Source organism: Streptomyces sp. NPDC101118, from assembly GCF_044759445.1.
In the GTDB taxonomy this organism is placed as follows: Bacteria; Actinomycetota; Actinomycetes; order Streptomycetales; family Streptomycetaceae; genus Streptomyces.
This window is the reverse complement of sequence record NZ_JBIVZG010000001.1, coordinates 490,632-509,644: the sequence shown is the minus strand read 5'-3', so window position 1 is coordinate 509,644 and position 19,013 is coordinate 490,632. Positions and strand designations below refer to the sequence as shown.

The 19,013-nt window shown below is 72.2% G+C and carries 16 protein-coding genes; 4 read left to right on the top strand and 12 right to left on the bottom strand.

Features of this window, described 5'->3' with window-relative positions; all coding sequences use genetic code 11:
- Positions 1-79: 79 nt before the first annotated feature.
- Positions 80-3,112 (top strand): NACHT domain-containing protein, encoded by a 3,033-nt coding sequence (locus ACIQUQ_RS02195; RefSeq protein ID WP_403970197.1) that lies wholly within the window; start codon positions 80-82, stop codon positions 3,110-3,112.
- Between the two features lie 24 nt (positions 3,113-3,136).
- On the opposite strand, the gene ACIQUQ_RS02190 is transcribed toward ACIQUQ_RS02195, so the two are convergent.
- Complete coding sequence (locus tag ACIQUQ_RS02190) at positions 3,137-3,331, bottom strand: acyl-CoA carboxylase subunit epsilon (protein WP_403661720.1); 195 nt, start codon at positions 3,329-3,331, stop codon at positions 3,137-3,139.
- Positions 3,332-3,382: 51 nt separating this feature from the next.
- Positions 3,383-4,966 (bottom strand): acyl-CoA carboxylase subunit beta, encoded by a 1,584-nt coding sequence (locus tag ACIQUQ_RS02185; protein WP_403970194.1) that lies wholly within the window; start codon positions 4,964-4,966, stop codon positions 3,383-3,385.
- A 268-nt stretch (positions 4,967-5,234) separates the two neighbouring features.
- Here ACIQUQ_RS02185 and ACIQUQ_RS02180 point away from each other — a divergent pair, with 268 nt between their 5' ends.
- On the top strand, positions 5,235-5,861 hold the full coding sequence (locus ACIQUQ_RS02180) for a YceI family protein (protein ID WP_403970191.1): 627 nt from the start codon (positions 5,235-5,237) through the stop codon (positions 5,859-5,861).
- An 82-nt stretch (positions 5,862-5,943) separates the two neighbouring features.
- Here ACIQUQ_RS02180 and ACIQUQ_RS02175 read toward each other — a convergent pair whose 3' ends face one another.
- The 6 genes from ACIQUQ_RS02175 to ureA form a co-directional block, all read right to left on the bottom strand.
- Positions 5,944-7,320: a hypothetical protein gene (locus ACIQUQ_RS02175; protein ID WP_403970188.1), complete on the bottom strand. Its 1,377-nt coding sequence runs from the start codon at positions 7,318-7,320 to the stop codon at positions 5,944-5,946.
- 69 nt (positions 7,321-7,389) lie between these two features.
- Positions 7,390-8,991, bottom strand: coding sequence for a citramalate synthase (gene cimA / locus ACIQUQ_RS02170; protein WP_403970185.1), 1,602 nt, complete (start codon positions 8,989-8,991; stop codon positions 7,390-7,392).
- Between the two features lie 354 nt (positions 8,992-9,345).
- Positions 9,346-9,957 carry a TetR/AcrR family transcriptional regulator gene (locus tag ACIQUQ_RS02165; protein WP_403970182.1) on the bottom strand — a complete coding sequence of 204 codons (612 nt, stop codon included), beginning with the start codon at positions 9,955-9,957 and terminating at the stop codon, positions 9,346-9,348.
- A gap of 16 nt (positions 9,958-9,973) precedes the next feature.
- Positions 9,974-11,032: an agmatine/peptidylarginine deiminase gene (locus tag ACIQUQ_RS02160; protein WP_403970179.1), complete on the bottom strand. Its 1,059-nt coding sequence runs from the start codon at positions 11,030-11,032 to the stop codon at positions 9,974-9,976.
- 20 nt (positions 11,033-11,052) lie between these two features.
- The gene (locus ACIQUQ_RS02155) at positions 11,053-12,786 is read right to left on the bottom strand and encodes an urease subunit alpha (protein WP_403970175.1); all 1,734 of its coding nucleotides are present in this window, start codon (positions 12,784-12,786) and stop codon (positions 11,053-11,055) included.
- Positions 12,783-13,478 (bottom strand): urease subunit gamma, encoded by a 696-nt coding sequence (gene ureA / locus ACIQUQ_RS02150; protein ID WP_403970172.1) that lies wholly within the window; start codon positions 13,476-13,478, stop codon positions 12,783-12,785. Before ureA ends, ACIQUQ_RS02155 begins: the two co-directional genes overlap by 4 nt.
- A gap of 199 nt (positions 13,479-13,677) precedes the next feature.
- Between ureA and ACIQUQ_RS02145 the strand changes: the two genes are divergently transcribed.
- Both ACIQUQ_RS02145 and ACIQUQ_RS02140 read left to right on the top strand, forming a co-directional pair.
- A complete protein-coding gene (locus tag ACIQUQ_RS02145) occupies positions 13,678-15,111 on the top strand; it encodes a cytosine permease (RefSeq protein ID WP_403970169.1) in 1,434 nt (477 codons plus the stop codon).
- A gap of 154 nt (positions 15,112-15,265) precedes the next feature.
- Positions 15,266-15,439, top strand: coding sequence for a hypothetical protein (locus ACIQUQ_RS02140; RefSeq protein ID WP_403970166.1), 174 nt, complete (start codon positions 15,266-15,268; stop codon positions 15,437-15,439).
- 87 nt (positions 15,440-15,526) lie between these two features.
- Here ACIQUQ_RS02140 and ACIQUQ_RS02135 read toward each other — a convergent pair whose 3' ends face one another.
- From ACIQUQ_RS02135 to ACIQUQ_RS02120, 4 genes are all read right to left on the bottom strand, one after another.
- The gene (locus ACIQUQ_RS02135) at positions 15,527-16,612 is read right to left on the bottom strand and encodes a branched-chain amino acid aminotransferase (protein WP_403970163.1); all 1,086 of its coding nucleotides are present in this window, start codon (positions 16,610-16,612) and stop codon (positions 15,527-15,529) included.
- A gap of 237 nt (positions 16,613-16,849) precedes the next feature.
- On the bottom strand, positions 16,850-17,890 hold the full coding sequence (locus ACIQUQ_RS02130) for a 3-isopropylmalate dehydrogenase (protein WP_403970160.1): 1,041 nt from the start codon (positions 17,888-17,890) through the stop codon (positions 16,850-16,852).
- A gap of 85 nt (positions 17,891-17,975) precedes the next feature.
- Positions 17,976-18,104, bottom strand: a complete 129-nt coding sequence (locus tag ACIQUQ_RS02125; protein ID WP_399948938.1) for a hypothetical protein — start codon at positions 18,102-18,104, stop codon at positions 17,976-17,978.
- 403 nt (positions 18,105-18,507) lie between these two features.
- Complete coding sequence (locus ACIQUQ_RS02120) at positions 18,508-18,861, bottom strand: VOC family protein (RefSeq protein WP_399948936.1); 354 nt, start codon at positions 18,859-18,861, stop codon at positions 18,508-18,510.
- Positions 18,862-19,013: the final 152 nt, after the last annotated feature.

Here is a 19,013-nt window from a genome sequence, read left to right as displayed (position 1 = left end):
CCCTGCACTGCTCCGGAACGCCGGAACCCTTCACGGGTTCCGGCGTTCCGCGTTTCAATGGCTCCCGGGGGTGGGGCGGGTGAGTGCCGAGGCGGCAGCGGTCGGTCTGGGACGGGTGGTTGCGACCCGGGCGGTGGGGCTCTGGCTGGGGCCGCGCCGACGGGATCAGGAGGGCCGGAGCGAGCTGTCGGAGCTGATCCGGGTCCGGGTGCCCGGGCTGCGGGCACAGCGCGGCCTTGCACGCCAGTTCGAGCAGATCGCCGACGCGGTGGCCGAGCGCCTGGAGCCGCTGCTCGCGCACGAGTTCCGGGGGCTGACGGCCTCGGGACGCCGGTCCGCCCTGGACGCGGTCACCGACACCTTCGTACGGGCCGACCTCTCGGACGGGGCGATCATCGGCGCGGACGCCGACCCGGCCGCGCTGGCACGCCGGATCCGGCGTGCCGTGCCGGTCCCGCCAGGCCTCGACGAGCCGGCCGCCGCTCTGTTCGAGCTGCTGTTCGCCGAGTGCTGCGACTGCTACGTCCGGGTGCTGAAGCGGCTGCCGGTGTACACGGAGCGCGCGGTCACCGAGCTGCTGGCCCGGACCACGTCCCTGTCAGCCGAGCTGTCGGTCGTCCTGGGCCGGCTGCCGGTGCGCTCGCTGTACTCCCCTCAGGGCGAGGGGCAGGACGAGGCCTTCCGCCGCGAGTACCTGGAGTACGTCAGTCGCTGCCTGGACGAGGTCGAGCTCTTCAGCTTCGCGGCGGAGCGGGTGGCGCGGACCCGGCTGTCGGTGGCGTACGTGAGCCTGCGGGCGTCGGGCGACGGGCAGCAGGCCTCACGGATCCTGCGGGCCGGGGAGGACGGGGCCCAGGACCGCCAGGTCGAGGCGGTGCTCAAGGACACCTCGCGGGTGCTGCTGCGCGGGGAGGCCGGCTCGGGCAAGACGACCCTGCTGCACTGGCTGGCGGTGACGGCCGCGCGCAACGCGTTCGAGGGTGCGCTGTCCGACTGGAACGGCCTGATGCCGGTGCTGGTGAAGCTCCGCCGGTACGCCGGCCGGGACCTGCCCCGCCCGGAGACGATGCTGGACCAGACCGCGGGAGCGCTGACCGGCCACATGCCCGCCGCGTGGGTGGACCGGCAGTTGCGGGCGGGGCGGGTGCTGCTCCTGGTGGACGGCGTCGACGAACTCGCCGCCGAGGAACGGGGCGCGGTCCGGACGTGGCTCCGGGGGCTGCTGCACGCCTATCCGGAGAACCGGGTGGTCGTCACCTCCCGGCCGGCGGCGGCCCGGGGCGACTGGCTGCGCCCCGAGGGCTTCCGCCCGGTGCAGCTGGACCGGATGCGCCCGGCCGACCTGGTCACCTTCGTGCGCAGGTGGCACGAGGCGGTGCTGGAGCCGGGCGCGGACCTCCCCCACTACGAACGCAGCCTGCTGGCGAGCCTCCAGGACCGGCCGCACCTCCAGTCCCTGGCGAGCACTCCCCTGCTGGCCGCCCTGCTGTGCGCGCTGCACCTGAACCGCCGGGGCCGGCTCCCGCGCGACCGGATGGAGCTGTACCGGATCGCGCTGGAGATCCTGTTGGAGCGCCGCGACTCCGAGCGCAGCGTGCCGAGCGCCGAGCGGGTACGGCTCTCCCTCGCCGACAAGCTCAGGCTGCTCCAGGACCTGGCCTGGCGGCTGTCGGACAACGGCCGCAACGAGATCGCCTCCGACCGGGCGGCCGAGCACGTCCGGCACGCGCTGGAGGGCATGCGCCATCTGGCCGGCGTCGACGCGGAGTCGGTGCTGGAGCACCTGGTGGCCCGCTCCGGGGTGCTGCGGTCCCCGGCCGAGGGGCGGGTGGACTTCCTCCACCGTACGTTCCAGGAGTACCTGGCCGCGGCCGACGCCGCGGCGCAGGACCACATCGGCAACCTGGTCGGCCGGGCGCACCTCGACGTCTGGTACGAGACGGTCGTGATGACGGCCGGGCACGCCAACCGCCCCCAGCGGGTCGAGCTGATGGAGGGCATCCTGGGCCGGGCCGCCGCGGAACCCCGGCACGCACGGCGGCTGCGGCTCCTGGCGGCGGCGTGTCTGGGCACGATGGACGCGGTACCCGAGGAGGTACGCGCTCCCCTGGACGGCACGCTCCACGCGCTGGTGCCGCCGCGCCGCCGGGCGGAGGCCTCGTCGCTGGCGATGGTGGGTGCTCCCCTGCTCCGCCGGCTGCCCCCTTCCCTGGACGGGCTGTCCGACGCGGCGGCGAGGGCGCTGGTGCGGACCGCGGCGATGGTCGGCGGGGGTGACGCGCTGGACCTCATGGAGCGGTGGGCGGGCGACGAGCGGGCGCCCGTGCAGTGGCAGCTGAGCTCGGAGTGGGAGTACTTCGATCCGGACGAGTACGCCCGCCGGGTGCTGCGGCGGGTGCGGCTGGAGCAAGTACGGCTCTCCATGACCCATCCGACCCAGTGGGAAGCGTTGCTCTCCTTGCCCGAGGCGCGCCGGGTCGCGGTCAAGTACCCCTTCACCCGAGGGCTCGGTGCGACGGAGGAGCTGGGGGAACTGAACCTGCTGTGGGTGCCCCAGCTGCGAGGGGACGGTGATCTGTCACCGCTCGCCGGCCATCCGGGCCTCACCAATGTCTCCATCTGGGGCGACGTCCCCCTGGAGGATCTGCGGCCCGTGCGGGAGCTGGCGGATCTGCGCTACCTCCAGTTGCAGGAGTGGCCCACGTTCCCGAGCCTCGACGGCCTGCCCGGCCTCTCCCAGCTCAACGGCCTCGGGGTCGGTGTGCTGGCCGAGGACACCCATCTGTCTTCCCTGGCGGCGCGGCCCACCCTGGAGTTCCTGGTGGTCCAAGGAAGGGGGAAGCCCCGTGGCTTCGCCCACCTCGGCGCTCTGGGGAAGCTCACCCTGCTCGAGCTCGCCGGCTTCGACCTCACGGAGTGGCTGCCATCGATCCGTTCGGCCCCGGCGCGGCTCAAGACCCTCACCCTGAGCGGCTGCGTCCTGCCGAACGACCTCGGCGGGCTCGGCGTGTTCGGGCGGCTCCGGGTCACCTGTTACAACTGCCGGACGGCCGACGGCCGCCTCCCGGACCGGGATTCCGTCCCCGAGGGGGTCAGGATCCGGTTCCGCTGAGGCGGCCGTCGAAGGCGGGGGGTGTCAGCCCTGCCAGCTGTGCGGGGCGCGGAAGCCCGGGGTGCGCTCCAGGCGGCGCCAGCCGGCGGTGCTGCGGGCGGCGTTGGCGGGGGCCTCCGGGGTGGCGGCCGCGCGGGCGAGCAGGATCGCGGTGATCGCGGCCAGCTCCTCCGGCTCGGCGTGGCCCTTCTCGACGCGCAGCAGCGTATCGGTGCTCATGGGTGGCAGGTCTCCTTTACGGCGGCGGGTTGCGGGGCGGGGCGGGGCGGACTACTGGGGCGGGTTGCCGTGCTTGCGCGACGGCAGGTCCGCGTGCTTGTTGCGGAGCATCGCGAGGGCGCTGACGAGGACCTCGCGGGTCTCGGCGGGGTCGATGACGTCGTCGACGAGGCCGCGCTCGGCCGCGTAGTACGGGTGCATCAGCTCGGCCTTGTACTCCTTGACCATGCGGGCGCGCATGGCCTCGGGGTCCTCCGCCTCGGCGATCTGCTTGCGGAAGATGACGTTGGCCGCGCCCTCGGCGCCCATGACGGCGATCTCGTTGGTGGGCCAGGCGTAGGTCAGGTCGGCGCCGATGGACTGGGAGTCCATGACGATGTACGCGCCTCCGTAGGCCTTGCGCAGGATCAGCGAGATCCGCGGCACGGTGGCGTTGCAGTACGCGTACAGCAGCTTCGCGCCGTGCCGGATGATCCCGCCGTGCTCCTGGTCGACGCCCGGCAGGAAGCCGGGCACGTCCAGCAGCGTGATGATCGGGATGTTGAAGGCGTCGCACATCTGGACGAAGCGCGCGGCCTTCTCCGAGGCCTCGATGTCCAGGACACCCGCCAGCGACTGGGGCTGGTTCGCGACGATGCCCACGACCTGGCCGTCCATGCGGGCGAGGGCGCAGATGATGTTGCGGGCCCAGCGCTCGTGGATCTCCAGGACGTCGCCGTCGTCGACGAGCTCCTCGATGACCTTGTGCATGTCGTACGGGCGGTTGCCGTCGGCCGGGACCAGGTCGAGCAGCACGTCCGAGCGGCGGTCGGCCGGGTCGTCGGTCGGGTGGGCCGGCGGGTTCTCGCGGTTGTTCGACGGCAGCATCGAGATGAGGTAGCGGACCTCGGCGATGCAGGTCTCCTCGTCGTCGTACGCGAAGTGCGCGACGCCGGAGGTCTCGGCGTGGACGTCCGCGCCGCCGAGGCCGTTCTGGCTGATCTCCTCGCCGGTCACCGCGCGGACGACGTCCGGGCCGGTGATGAACATCTGCGAGGTCTCGCGGACCATGAAGACGAAGTCGGTCAGGGCCGGGGAGTACGCGGCGCCGCCGGCGCACGGGCCGAGCATGACCGAGATCTGCGGGATGACGCCCGAGGCCCGGGTGTTGCGCTGGAAGATGCCGCCGTAGCCGGCGAGCGCCGAGACGCCCTCCTGGATACGCGCACCCGCACCGTCGTTGAGGGAGACCAGCGGGGCACCCGCCGCGATGGCCATGTCCATGATCTTGTGGATCTTCGTCGCATGGGCCTCGCCCAGCGCACCGCCGAAGATCCGGAAGTCGTGCGCGTAGACGAAGACCGTCCGCCCCTCCACCGTGCCCCACCCGGTGATCACACCGTCCGTGTAGGGCTTGCGGGCCTCCAGGCCGAAGCCGGTCGCCCGGTGGCGGCGCAGCTGCTCGACCTCCTTGAAGGAGCCGGCGTCGAGCAGCAGCTCGATGCGCTCGCGGGCGGTCAGCTTGCCCTTGGCGTGCTGCGCCTCGGTCGCACGGTCACTGGGGCCGCGCCGCGCCTGCTCGCGGAGGGCGTGCAGCTCGGCCACGCGGCCGCGAGCGTCCGTCGGCTCGCCGGGGGTCTGGTCCACAACGGTCATGTACCGACCTTACGAAGCCGACCAAGCAAATCCCTCCGTTGGCTCTCCACAGTCTCGCGCGCCATCCGCTGTCCGGCCCGGACAGAACCGGGAGCCGCTGTGAGCGACCCACCAGTAGGGACCAAAGGCCTTTGTGGGTGTCCTACAAAACACCCTCGGACGGACCCGGGTGGTTGAAATTTGAACGAAGTGGGTCTAGAGTCATTTCTCGTTGGAGGTCGTTGAAGATTGAACGACCTGATCGAACCCCCAGTCCCAGGAGGACACCATGGCTCTCTTCAACCGCCGCGCCAAGGAGACCACCGGCAACGCCGCTCCCGCCGGCCACGTCAGCACCCTGCAGGTGGACCCCGCGCTCGCCGCCCTCACCGGTGACTACGCCGTCGACCCGGCGCACAGCAGCATCGGCTTCACCGTCCGCCACGCGATGGTCACCAACGTCCGCGGCAGCTTCGGCGAGCACGAGGGCACCCTGCACCTGGACGGCGCCGACCCGTCGCGCTCCACGGCCACGATCGACGTCAAGACCGCGTCCGTGGACACCGGTATCGCCGACCGCGACGGTCACCTGCGCAGCGGCGACTTCTTCGACGCCGAGACCTTCCCGCTGATGACCTTCCGCTCGACCGGCGCCGCGTTCGTCGGCGGGGACACGTACCGGATCACCGGCGACCTGACCATCAAGGACGTCACGCGCCCGCTCTCCATCGACCTGGAGTTCAACGGCTCCGCCACCGACCCCTACGGCAACCAGCGCGTGGGCTTCGAGGGCAGCACCCAGATCCTGCGCTCCGAGTGGGGCCTGACCTGGAACGCGGCCCTGGAGACCGGCGGCGTCGTGGTCAGCGACAAGGTCAAGCTGACCTTCGACATCTCCGCGATCAAGCAGGCCTGACCGGCCCGACGGACGGTACGGGCACCCGGGGGCGGCGCGGCGGCCGCCCCCGCCGCCGGCTAGAAGCCGCCCCCGCCGCCGGCTAGAAGCCGCCCCCGCCGTCGAAGCCGCCGCCACCGCCGAAGTCCCCGCCCCCGAAACCGCCGCCGCCGCCGAAGTCTCCCCCGCCGAAGTCGGACGAGCTGAAGTCGGCGCCGGAGACGTCCCCGCCCTCGAAGCCGCTCTCGTAGCCGCCGAAGTCCGAGGCGTAGGCCGGGGTCGACATCATCGAGCCGAGCATCGTGCCCATCAGCAGGCCCGGCAGGATGCCGCCGCCGAAGTAGCCGCCCGCCCAGGGGCCGTACGCCGGCCCCGCGTCGTAGTACGGGCGCGGCCCGTACTCGGTGTCGACGGTACGGACCATCGGGTCCCGCCCCTCGCCCAGCCGTACGGCGTCCGCGGCACAGACCGGCACCGTGCGCGCCGCACCACCGGCCGGGGCCCAGTCCGCGTCCTGCGTGGAGGGGCCGTGGCGGGGGTCGAAGAAGCAGGGCGAACGGCGCTCGGGCAGCTCCCGCCCCTCGCGGCGCGCGGCCAGCACCGCCAGGGCGAAGCGGCCGTCCTCCAGCGCCTGGGTCACGCCCCGCACCTCGTCGGGGTGCCGGACCCCGGCCATGATCTGCTTGGCCCGGTCGTACGAGTCCAGGGCCCGCTCCCAGTCCGCGCGCATCGCGTCGTCCGCGCCGGGCTCGGCGGGGTGGAAGTCCAGCCGTTCGAGCTCCTCGCCGAAGGCCGTGATGTCCTCGTCGACGACCACGGCCAGCTTCTGCACCGCCTCGCGCTCGCGCTCCTCCTTCTTCCGCCGGTTGCGCCGGACCACGGCGTACGCGCCGCCGCCGCCCACCAGGGCCAGCGCCCCGATCGTCACCAGGCCGGCGACCGGCACCCCGCCGCCGTCCGCGCCGCCCCCGGAGTCCCAGGAGGCCGGGGCACTGCCCTTGGTCTGGGGCAGGGCCTGGTCGACGAAGTTGTTCAGCTGGGTGGCCGCGTCGACCGGGCCGCCCGCCTTGACCGCGTCGGTGAGGTTGCGGACCGCGCGGTTGGGCATGACGCTCCGGTCCGCGCCCGCGTCGAAGCCGTCGCCGAGCCGGATGGCGTACAGGCCGGTGATCCCGGTCTCGGTGCGCACGGTGCGCAGCACGCTGTCGGCCGGGAACTCCGCGGTCGCGGGCAGCACCGCGACGAACAGCGGCTTCCCGGCGTCCTCGATCTTCTTGGCCAGGGCGTCCGCCTCGGCCTTCGACAGCTGCCCCTCGGCCCGCGGGTCGACGTACACGGGGCCCTGCTTGAGCGCTGCGGCCACGGCCGCCGGGCCGGTGGCCGGTTCCGTGGCGGCGACCGCCGCGGGAGCCGCGCCGACCGCCGCCATGCCGAAGACGAGCAGCAGTGCGGAGAGTGCGGGTATCAGCCTGGTCCTCATACCTTGACGCTACCCGAACGGGTTAATTCGGGCGTTAGCGGAATATAAGGACCAGGGCGGCGCGACGCGCTACTCCGTGGGCTGGATGCCCTGGCGGAGCAGGCCGTACGTGAAGGCGTCGACGATGGCCTGCCAGGAGGCGGCGATCACGTTGTCGGCCACGCCGACGGTCGACCACTCCGTGACGCCGTCGGTGGTCTGGACGAGCACCCGGGTCGTGGACTCGGTGCCGTGCTTGCCCTCCAGGATGCGGACCTTGTAGTCGCTGAGCTCGAACTTGGCGAGCTGCGGGTAGAACCGCTCCAGCGCCACGCGCAGCGCGCGGTCGAGCGCGTTGACCGGGCCGTTGCCCTCGGCGGCGGCCACGATGCGCTCGCCCTTGGCCCACAGCTTGACCGTGGCCTCGTTGGCCATGCTGCCGTCGGGGCGCATCTCGGCGATGGCGCGCCAGGACTCCGTACGGAAGTAGCGGCGGGCGCGGCCCTCGACCTCGGCGCGCAGCAGCAGCTCGAAGGACGCGTCGGCGGCCTCGTACGTGTAACCGGCGAGCTCGCGCTCCTTGACCCGCTCGACCACCCGGGCGACCAGGGCGCGGTCGCCGCCGAGGTCGACGCCGAGCTCCTTGCCCTTGAGCTCGATGGAGGCGCGGCCGGCCATGTCGGAGACCAGCATCCGCATGGTGTTGCCGACCCGCTCGGGGTCGATGTGCTGGTAGAGGTCCGGGTCGACCTTGATCGCGGAGGCGTGCAGGCCGGCCTTGTGGGCGAAGGCGGAGACGCCGACGTACGGCTGGTGGGTGGAGGGGGTCAGGTTGACCACCTCGGCGATGGCGTGGGAGATCCGGGTCATCTCCGCCAGGGCGCCCGTGGGGAGCACCTTGCGGCCGTACTTGATCTCCAGCGCGGCGACCACCGGGAAGAGGTTGGCGTTGCCGACCCGCTCGCCGTAGCCGTTGGCGGTGCACTGCACGTGGGTGGCGCCGGCGTCGACGGCGGCCAGGGTGTTGGCGACGGCGCAGCCGGTGTCGTCCTGGGCGTGGATGCCGAGGCGGGCGCCGGTGTCGGCCAGCACGGTGGAGACGACGGCCTGGATCTGGGCCGGCAGCATGCCGCCGTTGGTGTCGCAGAGGATGACCACGTCGGCGCCGGCCTCGTAGGCGGCGCGGACCACGGACTTGGCGTACTCGGCGTTGGCGCGGTAGCCGTCGAAGAAGTGCTCGCAGTCGACGAACACCCGGCGGCCCTGCTCGCGCAGGTACGCGACGGTGTCCCGGACCATCTCCAGGTTCTCTTCGAGGGTGGTCCGCAGGGCCAGCTCGACGTGCCGGTCGTGCGACTTGGCGACCAGGGTGATCACCGGCGCACCGGACTGGAGCAGGGCCTTGACCTGCGGGTCCTCGGAGGCCTTGCCGCCCGCGCGGCGGGTGGCGCCGAAGGCCACCAGCTGGGCGTGCTTGAACTGGATCTCCGCCTTGGCGCGGGCGAAGAACTCGGTGTCGCGGGGGTTGGCGCCCGGCCAGCCGCCCTCGATGAAGCCCACGCCGAAGTCGTCCAGGTGCCGGGCGATCGTCAGCTTGTCCGCGACAGTGAGGTTGATGCCTTCGCGCTGGGCGCCGTCGCGCAGCGTGGTGTCGAAGACATGGAACGCGTCGTCGATGACCTCTGTCGTCATGCTGATCTGACTCCTGTCGGATGAGTGGTCCGGATGCCCGGGATCCACTTGCCCCCATCGTCGCGCGCGGCCCGCCCCCCGGCAGGTGGGGCCGGGAAACGAAAAAACCCCTCGCGGGTGCGAGAGGTCTGCGCGCGGGTCTGGGGCACGATGGCCGCGCCGTGGGGTGTGTCCACGGTCAGCGGTCACTGCGGACCGGCGCGCTGCTTCCCATAATCATGGTGGATGCAAGCACGCCCGCAGTCTGACACAGCGCCGTGCGGCGCAGGTGCCGCGTCTCACGATGCGGTCTTCGTTTTGGTCACATGGCGGTCAGGCCCGGCCGGGCCGCCCCCCGACCGGGCGCCGACCCGGTCAGCCGGCGGCCGGGCTCAGCCCGTCCTCCAGGAATTCCCGTACGTGCGCCAGGATGCCGTCGCGGTCCAGCCCGGGCAGTCCCACGGCGAGCTGGATGCTGAAGCCGTCCAGCAGCGCCCGGGTGCGGGTGGCGAAGCGGTCGGCGTCCACCTGCCGGAACTCGCCCCGGGAGACGCCCTCGGCCAGGAGGGCGACCAGGTCGCGGTGCCAGGCGCCCTCGATGGCGGACTGGCGGTCGCGCTCCTCCGGGCCGGCCTCCTGCGACCGGTTCCAGACCTCCAGCCAGAGGGTCCAGTGCGGGTCGCGGGGGCCGTCCGGCACGTACAGGTCCACGTACGCGGCGAGCCGGTCGCGGGCCGGCGCGCGACGGGAGAGCAGCGCCGAGCGTTCGGCGCCCAGCGCGGCCTCGCTCCACTCCAGGGTGCGCAGCAGCAGCTCGTCCTTGGTGCGGAAGTAGTAGAGGAGGTGGCCGCTGCTCATGCCGACCTCGCGGCCCAGACCGGCCATGGTGAGCCCGTCCAGACCGCGTTCGGCGATCATCGCCATGGCGGCCGCGAGGACCTCCTCGCGCGGCGGCGCGTTCTTCCGCGCACGCGCCCCACCCGCCATGTCCGCTCCTCTTTCCCTACGCCCTGGGCTGCTGCTGGGTGATGCAGTGGATGCCGCCACCCCCGGCAAAGATCGTACGTGCGTCCACGAGCGTCACGGTGCGGTCCGGGAAGAGGTTGCGGAAGATCTCGGCCGCCTCCTCGTCGCGCGGGTCGTCGAACGCGCAGAGCACGATGCCGTCGTTGCAGATGAGGTGGTTGATGTACGAGTAGTCGACCCACTCGCCGTCCTCCTCCAGCACCGTCGGCGCGGGCACCTCCACGACCTCCAGCTGCCGCCCCTGCGCGTCGGTGGCGGCGCGCAGCAGGGCCGCGATGGTCTTGCAGCGCTCGTGGTCGGGGTGGGCCGGGTCGGGCTGGGTGTGCACCATCACCACGCCGGGGCGGGCGAAGGCGGCGACGATGTCCACGTGGCCCTGGGTGCCGTAGGTGCCGTAGTCCCCGGCGAGGCCGTACGGCAGCCAGATGGCCTTGGTGGTGCCGAGGTGGGCGTGGATCTCGGCCTCGACCTGCTGGCGGGTCCAGCCGGGGTTGCGGCCCTCGCCGAGCTGCACGGTGTCGGTGAGCAGGACGGTGCCCTCGCCGTCCACGTGGATGGCGCCGCCCTCGTTGACGAGGGAGGTGCTGTACGTGCGGGTGCCGGCGAGGTCGGACACGTGGCGCGCGACCTTCGAGTCGTGGTCCCAGCGGGCCCACTCCTGGGCACCCCAGCCGTTGAAGGTCCAGTCGACGGCGGCGAGTCCGCCCTGGCCGTCGGTGACGAAGGTGGGGCCGATGTCGCGCATCCAGGCGTCGTCGAGCTCGCGCTCCACGACCGTCAGCTCGTGGCCGTCGCCGGCGCCCGCGATCGCGCGGGCGCCCTCGGCGTCGCCGGGGCTCACCACGAGGGTGACCGGCTCGTACGCGCGGACGGCGCGGGCCACGGCACCCCAGGCCTCGCGGGCCTCGGCCAGCTCGGCTTCGTTGGTGAAGGTCGGGTTGGGGCTGGGCCAGGCCATCCAGGTGCGCTCGTGGGGAGCCCACTCGGCGGGCATGCGGAAGCCGTCGGCTGCGGGGGTGCCGGCAGGGTGCGTCATGGTCGGGGTCCTTCGCGGGATCACAGGAAGTACAGGCGGTTGAGGGCGATGGAGTCGGCGGCCGGGGATTCCAGGGGGCTGCCGTCGAGGGTGACGAGGCCGCTGGTGCGGTCCACGTCGACCGCTCCCACCCGGGAGTTGAGGAGCAGGTCCTTGGGGCCGATGCCGCGGGTGCCGCGGACGGCGACCCGGCGCCTGCGGGTGGGCATCCGGTCGTCGCCCAGCGCGGCGGCCGCGGCGGAGACGAAGGCGACGGAGATGTCGGCCGCGGTGGCTCCGTAGGCGCCGAACTGCGGCCCGAGCACCAGCGGTTCGCAGGTGTCGGTGGCGGCGTTGGGGTCGCCGGTGACGCCGTAGGCGGGGAAGCCGGACTTGAGCACCAGTTGCGGCTTGGCGCCGAAGAACTGGGGACGCCAGAGCACGATGTCGGCGAGCTTGCCGACCTCGATGGAGCCGATCTCGTGGGCCAGTCCGTGCGCGATGGCGGGGTTGATCGTCAGCTTGGCGATGTAGCGGAGCACGCGGGCGTTGTCGTCGCCCTCGCCGTCGCCCTCCAGCGGGCCCAGCTCGGCCTTCATCTTGGCGGCCATGGCGAACGTGCGGCGTACGGTCTCGCCCGCCCGGCCCATGCCCTGGGCGTCGGAGGAGGTGATGCCGATGGCGCCCAGGTCGTGCAGGACGTCCTCGGCCCCCATCGTGCCGGCCCGGATGCGGTCGCGGGCCATGGCCGCGTCGCCGGGCAGGTCCGGCTTGAGGTCGTGGACGGAGACGATCATCCCGTAGTGCTCGGCGACCGCGTCGCGGCCGAAGGGCAGCGTGGGGTTGGTGGACGAGCCGATGACGTTCGGCACGCCGGCCATCTTCAGCACGTTGGGGACGTGGCCGCCGCCGCAGCCCTCGATGTGGAAGGCGTGGATCGTACGGCCTTCGAGCACGCGCAGGGTGTCCTCGACGGACAGGCACTCGTTGAGGCCGTCGCTGTGCAGGGCGACCTGTACGTCGTGCTCCTCGGCCACCCGCAGGGCGGTGTCGAGGGCGCGGGTGTGGGCGCCCATGTCCTCGTGGACCTTGAAGCCGGAGGCGCCGCCCTCGGCCAGGGCCTCGACCAGCGGGGCCGCGTCGGAGGAGGAGCCGCGGGCCAGGAAGCCGATGTTGACGGGCCACGCGTCGAAGGCGTTGAAGGCGTGCTTCAGCGCCCACGGGGAGTTGACGCCGACGCCCCAGACGGGGCCGAACTCCTGGCCGATGATCGTGGTGACGCCCGCGGCGAGCGAGGCCTCCATGACGCGCGGGGAGAGCAGGTGGACGTGGGTGTCCACGGCGCCCGCGGTGGCGATCAGGCCCTCTCCGGAGACGATCGACGTGCCGGTGCCGACGACCACGTCGACGCCGTCGAGGGTGTCGGGGTTGCCCGCCCGGCCGATCGCGTGGATGCGGCCCTCGCGGATGCCGACGGAGACCTTGCGGATGCCGAGGACGGCGTCGATGACCAGCACGTTGCTGATCACCACGTCGCAGGTCTCGCGGACCGCCGCGGCCTTGAGGTGCAGTCCGTCGCGGGCGGTCTTGCCGAAGCCGGCGAGGAACTCGTCGCCGGGCTTCTGCGCGTCGGACTCGACGCGCACCGTCAGCCCGGAGTCACCCAGGCGCACCCGGTCCCCGGCACGCGGGCCGAAGACGGCCGCGTACTCGCGGGGGTCGATGTGGCGGCTGCCGGGGGCGCAGTGGTCGCTGTGCTTGGTGGGCCTGCTCATCGCTGTGTTTCCTCCACTCCCAGGTAGCCGCAGGCCGCGGCGCGGCGCAGGGCTTCTTCTCGGGCGCCCGGGGCGTCGAGCGGGCCGTCGACCAGGCCCGCGAAGCCGATGGCGATCCGGTCTCCGCCGATCGGGACCAGGCCCACTTCCGCCTCGCCCAGGGGGTCGAACCGTACGGACGACCCGGCCGGCACGCACAGGCGCATGCCGTAGGCGGCGGAGCGGTCGAAGTCGAGGCGGGGGTTCGCCTCGAAGAAGTGGAAGTGGGAGGTCACGCTGACCGGGACGGTCGCGGTGTTGCGCACGGTCAGGCGCACCTCGGGTTCGGGGGCCGGGGTCTCCGGGCCGGGTACGACGGCGCCCGGGGCGTCGTCCCCCAGGCCCGTGGCGCCGCGGATCGGCGAGGAGACCACCGCGAGGCGGGATCCGTCGTCGAAGACGGCCTCCACGTGCACCTCGGTGACCACGTCCGCGACGCCGGGCAGCACGTCGTCGGGGCCGAGGACGGACCGGGCCGCCTCGATGGCCTCGGCAAGCCGGCTGCCGTCACGGGCCGCCTCGCAGACCGTGTCGGCGATCAGCGCCGTGGCCTCGGGGACGTTGAGCCGCAGACCGCGGGCGCGCCGGGCCCGGGCCAGTTCCGCGGCGCCGAACAGCAGCAGCCGGTCGCGCTCGGTTGGGGTCAGCCGCACGACGTTCCACCACACTTCCACTCGACGGGTTAGAGCATCACTCTAACTCTAGATTTCATTGGCGTGAATCATTGACCTGAGGCTTCGAGATAGGTCACATTGAGTGTCGCTCAAAGAAGTGGAACTGAGAGATCCGCTCTTTGCCCGCCACTCGTCGGGAAGCGTCCGTCCACGGTTCGTAGTGCCAGGGAGTCCCTTCATGCCCATAGAACAGCGCGGCGTCGACACGATCCCCGACGAGGAGCGGACCAGCGGTCCCCGCGACCTTGTCTCGATCCTGCTCGGCTCGAACCTCTGCCTCGGCGTGATCGTTTTCGGGTGGCTGCCTCCGTCCTTCGGCCTCGGGCTGTGGCCCTCGGTCACCGCGATCGTCGCCGGAACCCTGGTCGGAATCGCCTTCACCGCGCCGCTGGCGCTCATCTCGCTCCGGACGGCCACCAACCTGTCCACCTCCAGCGGGGCCCAGTTCGGCGTGCGCGGGCGCCTGGTCGGCTCGGTGGTGGGCCTGCTGCTCTCCCTCGGCTACACGGCGCTGACCCTCTGGATCGGCGGCGACGTGATGGTCGGGGTGCTCTCCCGGCTCACCGGCCTGCCGGACACCGGCCTCACCCGTGCCCTGATGTACGGGCTGCTGGCCGCCTGTACCGTCGTCGGGGCCGTCTTCGGCTACCGGCTCCTGCTGCGCCTGAGCAAGGTGCTGGCCATCGGCATGGTGGTGCTGCTGCTGGTCGGCGTCGTTGCGTACTCCGGCGACTTCACCACCGCCGCTCCCCCGGACACCCCGTACCTGCTGGGTTCGTTCTGGCCGACCTGGCTGCTGGCCGCCGTCGCCGCGGGCCTGAGCGGCCCGGTCGCCTTCATCACGCTGCTGGGCGACTACACCCGGTACATCTCGCCGAAGCGGCACGGCTCCCGCAGCGTCTACTGGGCCACCTGCGCCGGTCTGCTGGTCGGCCTGCTGGTCCCGCAGCTCTTCGGCACCTACACCGCGCTGGCCGCCCGGGCGGGGCTGGACTACGCCGGCCCGCTCGTCGACGCCGCGCCCTTCTGGTACCTGGTGCCGCTGCTGCTGGCCGCCTCCGCGGGCTCGGTGGGCAACGCCGGCCTGATGCTCTACTCCATGGGCCTCGACCTGGACGCGATCGTCCCGAAGACCACCCGCACCAAGGCCACCGTGATCGCCGCGGTCGTCGCCACCGCCTTCGTGTTCATCGGTTCGTTCGAGTGGAACGCGCAGGCCGCGATGACGTCGTTCGTCCTCCTGCTCACCGCGCTCGGCACCCCCTGGGCCGTGATCACGCTGATCGGCTTCGTCCGCTGCCGGGGCGTGTACGACCCGGACGCGCTCCAGGTCTTCAACCGCCGCTCCCGCGGTGGCGTCTACTGGTTCCGCGGCGGCTGGAACCCGGCCGCGACGGCGTCCTGGGTCCTCGGCGCCGGCGTGGGCCTGTGCGCGGTGTCCACCACGGTCTACGAGGGCCCGCTGCTGGCCCTGACCGGCGGCGTGGACTGCAGCTTCATCCTCTCCGGCGTGGTCGGCGGCCTGGCGTACCTGCTGTTGACCGCCCGCTCCTCCGCCCCCGTGCCCGCCGCCGCCCCCGCGGCGTCCGAGCCCGCGGAGGCCAGTGCCTGACCGGATCCTCACCGGTCACGGAAAAGGGCCCGCCCCCGGTTTCCTCGCCGGGGGCGGGCCCTTTCCCGTGACCGTCAACCATCGACGCCCCGGCCGCGTCTTCGCAGGTGACCGACGTGGGCGCCCGGAACGGCGCGGAGCAGGGGGAAGCACAGTGGAAGAGCTGGCATACGTGGTGGGCAAGGTCGCCAAGGGCGTCGCGGAGCTGGCGTACGTCGTCGGCGACGCCTTCGCGACCGGCGGCGGGGCCCCGGACAGCCGCGCGAAGTCCGCGGACGAGGCCGAGGGCAAGGGCGAGGGCGAGGCGACGGGCGGGTCCGGACACTGACCCGGCCCGGCCCCGGGTACGACGCAGGCCCCCGCGCGGTGCGCGCGGGGGCCTGCGTCGTACCCGGGGCCCTTCGGGGCCGTCCGGCTAGCCGAGCGGGTGCATCCAGCCGTGGGTGTCGGCGGTCTGGCCGGTCTGGAGGTCGAGCAGCGCCTTGCGCAGCTTCATGGTGACCTCGCCGGGCTCGCCGTTGCCCTGCGTCCAGTCGGCACCGTTGGACTTGACCGAGCCGACCGGGGTGATGACCGCGGCGGTGCCGCAGGCGAAGACCTCGGTCAGGGTGCCGTTCTCGTTGTCGCGCTTCCAGTCCTCGGTGGAGATGCGGCCCTCCTCGGCGGTGTAGCCGAGGTCGCGGGCGATCTTCAGGAGGGAGTCGCGGGTGATGCCGGGGAGCAGCGAGCCGGTGAGCTCCGGGGTGACGATGCGGTCGCCGTACACGAAGTACAGGTTCATGCCGCCCATCTCCTCGATCCAGCGGTGCTCGACGGCGTCCAGCCAGACGACCTGGTCGCAGCCGTGCTGGGCGGCCTCGGCCTGGGCGACGAGGGACGCCGCGTAGTTGCCGCCGGTCTTGGCGGCGCCGGTGCCGCCCTTGACCGCGCGGACGTAGTCCTCGGACAGCCAGACGGAGACCGGCTTCACGCCGCCGGAGAAGTAGGCGCCGGCCGGGGACGCGATGACCATGAAGAGGAACTCGTTGGCCGGGCGGACGCCCAGGCCGACCTCGGTCGCGAACATGAAGGGCCGCAGGTAGAGGGAGGCCTCGCCGGAGGAGGGCACCCAGGCGCGGTCCTGCTGGATCAGGGCGTCGCAGGCGGCGATGAACAGCTCGGTGGGCAGCTCGGGCATGGCCATGCGGCGGGCCGAGGCCTGGAAGCGCTCGGCGTTGGCCTCGGGACGGAAGGTGGCGACGGTGCCGTCGGGCTGCTGGTAGGCCTTGAGACCCTCGAAGATCGTCTGCGCGTAGTGCAGGGTCATGTTCGCCGGGTCGATGGACAGCGGGGCGTACGGAACGAGTTCCGCGTCGTGCCAGCCGCGCCCCTCGGTCCACTTGATCGTCACCATGTGGTCGGTGAAGTGGCGGCCGAATCCGGGGCTGGCCAGGATCGCCTCGCGCTCCGCGGCGGACAGCGGGTTCGAGGAGGGCTTGAGCTCGATCGTGGGCGTCGTCATGAGTGCTAGTCCTTCACCGGTTGTGTGTGACGGACCGCGCTCACGCCGTGCTAGGACGTCCGAGCTTCCCCGCATGGCGCGGCCCCACGTTCGATTATCGCGCGGGGGCGGGCTTCGGAGAAACGGGTGAAAGCGGCCCAGGGGAGATGGTGGCACCCCCGGACCGTGCAAGAGAAGCCGCCGGGGGCTCCGAAAGGAGCGACCCGGCGGCCGTTCGCTTGGTGTGCGGGCGCCGGGTCAGCCGGCTACTCGCGCGGCGAGCGCGTCGCCGATGCGGTCCGTGGACCGGAAGGTCCCGTCGCGCTCCGCGAGGTCCGCGGAGACGGCGTCCTCGATGCGGACGGCCTCGGCCTCGTAGCCGAGGTGGCGCAGCAGGAGGGCGACGGAGAGGATCGTCGCGGTCGGGTCGGCCTTGCCGGTGCCCGCGATGTCCGGGGCCGAGCCGTGGACGGGCTCGAACATGGACGGGAAGGCGCCGGTCGGGTTGATGTTCCCGGAGGCGGCCAGGCCGATGCCACCGGTGACGGCGGCGGCCAGGTCGGTGAGGATGTCGCCGAAGAGGTTGTCCGTGACGATGACGTCGAAGCGCTCGGGCTGCGTGACGAAGAAGATCGTCGCGGCGTCGACGTGCAGGTAGTCGGTGGTGACCTCGGGGTACTCCTGGCCGACCTTGTCGAAGATGTTCTTCCACATGTGGCCCGCGTACACGAGGACGTTGTTCTTGTGCACGAGCGTGAGCTTCTTGCGGGGGCGGGAGTTGGCCCGCTCGTACGCGTCGCGCACCACGCGCTCCACGCCGTACGCCGTGTTGACGCTGACCTCGGTGGCCACCTCGGCGGGCGTACCGGTGCGCAGCGAGCCGCCGTTGCCGGTGTACGGGCCTTCGGTGCCCTCGCGGACGACGACGAAGTCGATGTCCGGGCGGCCCGCCAGCGGGGTGGCGGTGTTCGGGAACAGCTTCGACGGCCGCAGGTTGATGAAGTGGTCGAAGGCGAAGCGGAGCTTGAGCAGCAGCCCGCGCTCCAAGACGCCGGAGGGGACCGAGGGGTCGCCGATGGCGCCGAGCAGGATCGCGTCGTGGTGCTTGAGCGCCTCCAGCTCCGCGTCCGGGAGGGTCTCACCGGTGCGGTGCCAGCGCTGGGCGCCGAGGTCGTACTGCTTGGTCTCCAGCTTGACGTCCTGGGGGAGGACGGCGGTGAGGACCTTCAGGCCCTGCGCCACGACCTCCTGGCCGATTCCGTCGCCGGGGATCACTGCGAGATTGATGCTGTGCGCCATGTCGGCACCGTACTCCCTGTCCCAGCCCCTGACACGTCACGTCCACATGGTGGACGAGCGGCGTGTCAGGGGGACGGGCTCGTGCTCAGTGGCCGGTGGACCCGCCGTTGTCGCGGCGGTCGAGGGCGCGCTGCAGGGCGGCGGCGGCGTTCTTGCGGTCGGCCTCGCCGGTGGAGGAGCGGCGGACGCGACGGGCGGGGGTGGTGGTGTGCATGGTGATCGACTCCTTGAGATCACGGCGCGACACGGGCCGCGGATGAGGGGTTCCTTCAAGGCGCCGGAAGGGGCGGGGAGCAGTGCGCCGCAGGGGTTGCCTGCGCGGGGCGCGCGCTCACGGCCGCCATTCGCTGGATCAGCGAGACGTTCGGCTTCTACAAAGCTAGGACAGGTCGGGCTGTATGTCTCCGCAATTACTCGGACTTCCTACTATCTGAGACGGCGAACCGCCCGGAAGGGCGCCTCCGGCGCCTCCGCCACAGCCCTGCTCTGGGATCAAAATGCCTGGTCAGGGCACCTGAGGCCGGATCGGCACCCGATTCCGGCACGGTGACGTATCCCACGCTCCGGACCGGCCGCCGAGGGGGCCGGTCCGGTGACGTCTCCGTCGTGGTCGGGCGTTACGGGCGCCGCTGCCCGAGGATGCAGAACTCGTTGCCCTCGGGGTCCGCCAGGACGACCCAGGACTGCTCCCCCTGGCCGATGTCGACGCGCCGCGCGCCGTGCGCCACCAGCCGGGCCACCTCGGCCTCCTGGTCGTCGGGCCGGAAGTCGAGGTGCAGCCGGCTCTTGGCCTTCTTGCTCTCGGCGAGACGGACGAAGTCCAGCCCCGGCATCCGGTCCGGTGCCGGGCGGATCTCGAACTCGTCGTCCGAGGAGTACACGACGACCCAGCCGAGGGCGTCGGCCCACCACTGGCCCAGGGCCGCCGGGTCTTCCGAGTGAACGATTACCTGTTCCCATTCCAAGGTCATCCGGCGAGCTTAGACCGGCCGGGCCATGGGGACACGCGGATTTCGGCAGGCATATTGGTTCTCAGTCACACCAATTGCTCGGGAGCGGTACGGAGCGGGAAAACCCTGACAGTTCAATGCCTCTGGCAGCCCCCCCGGCATCCGCCACCCGA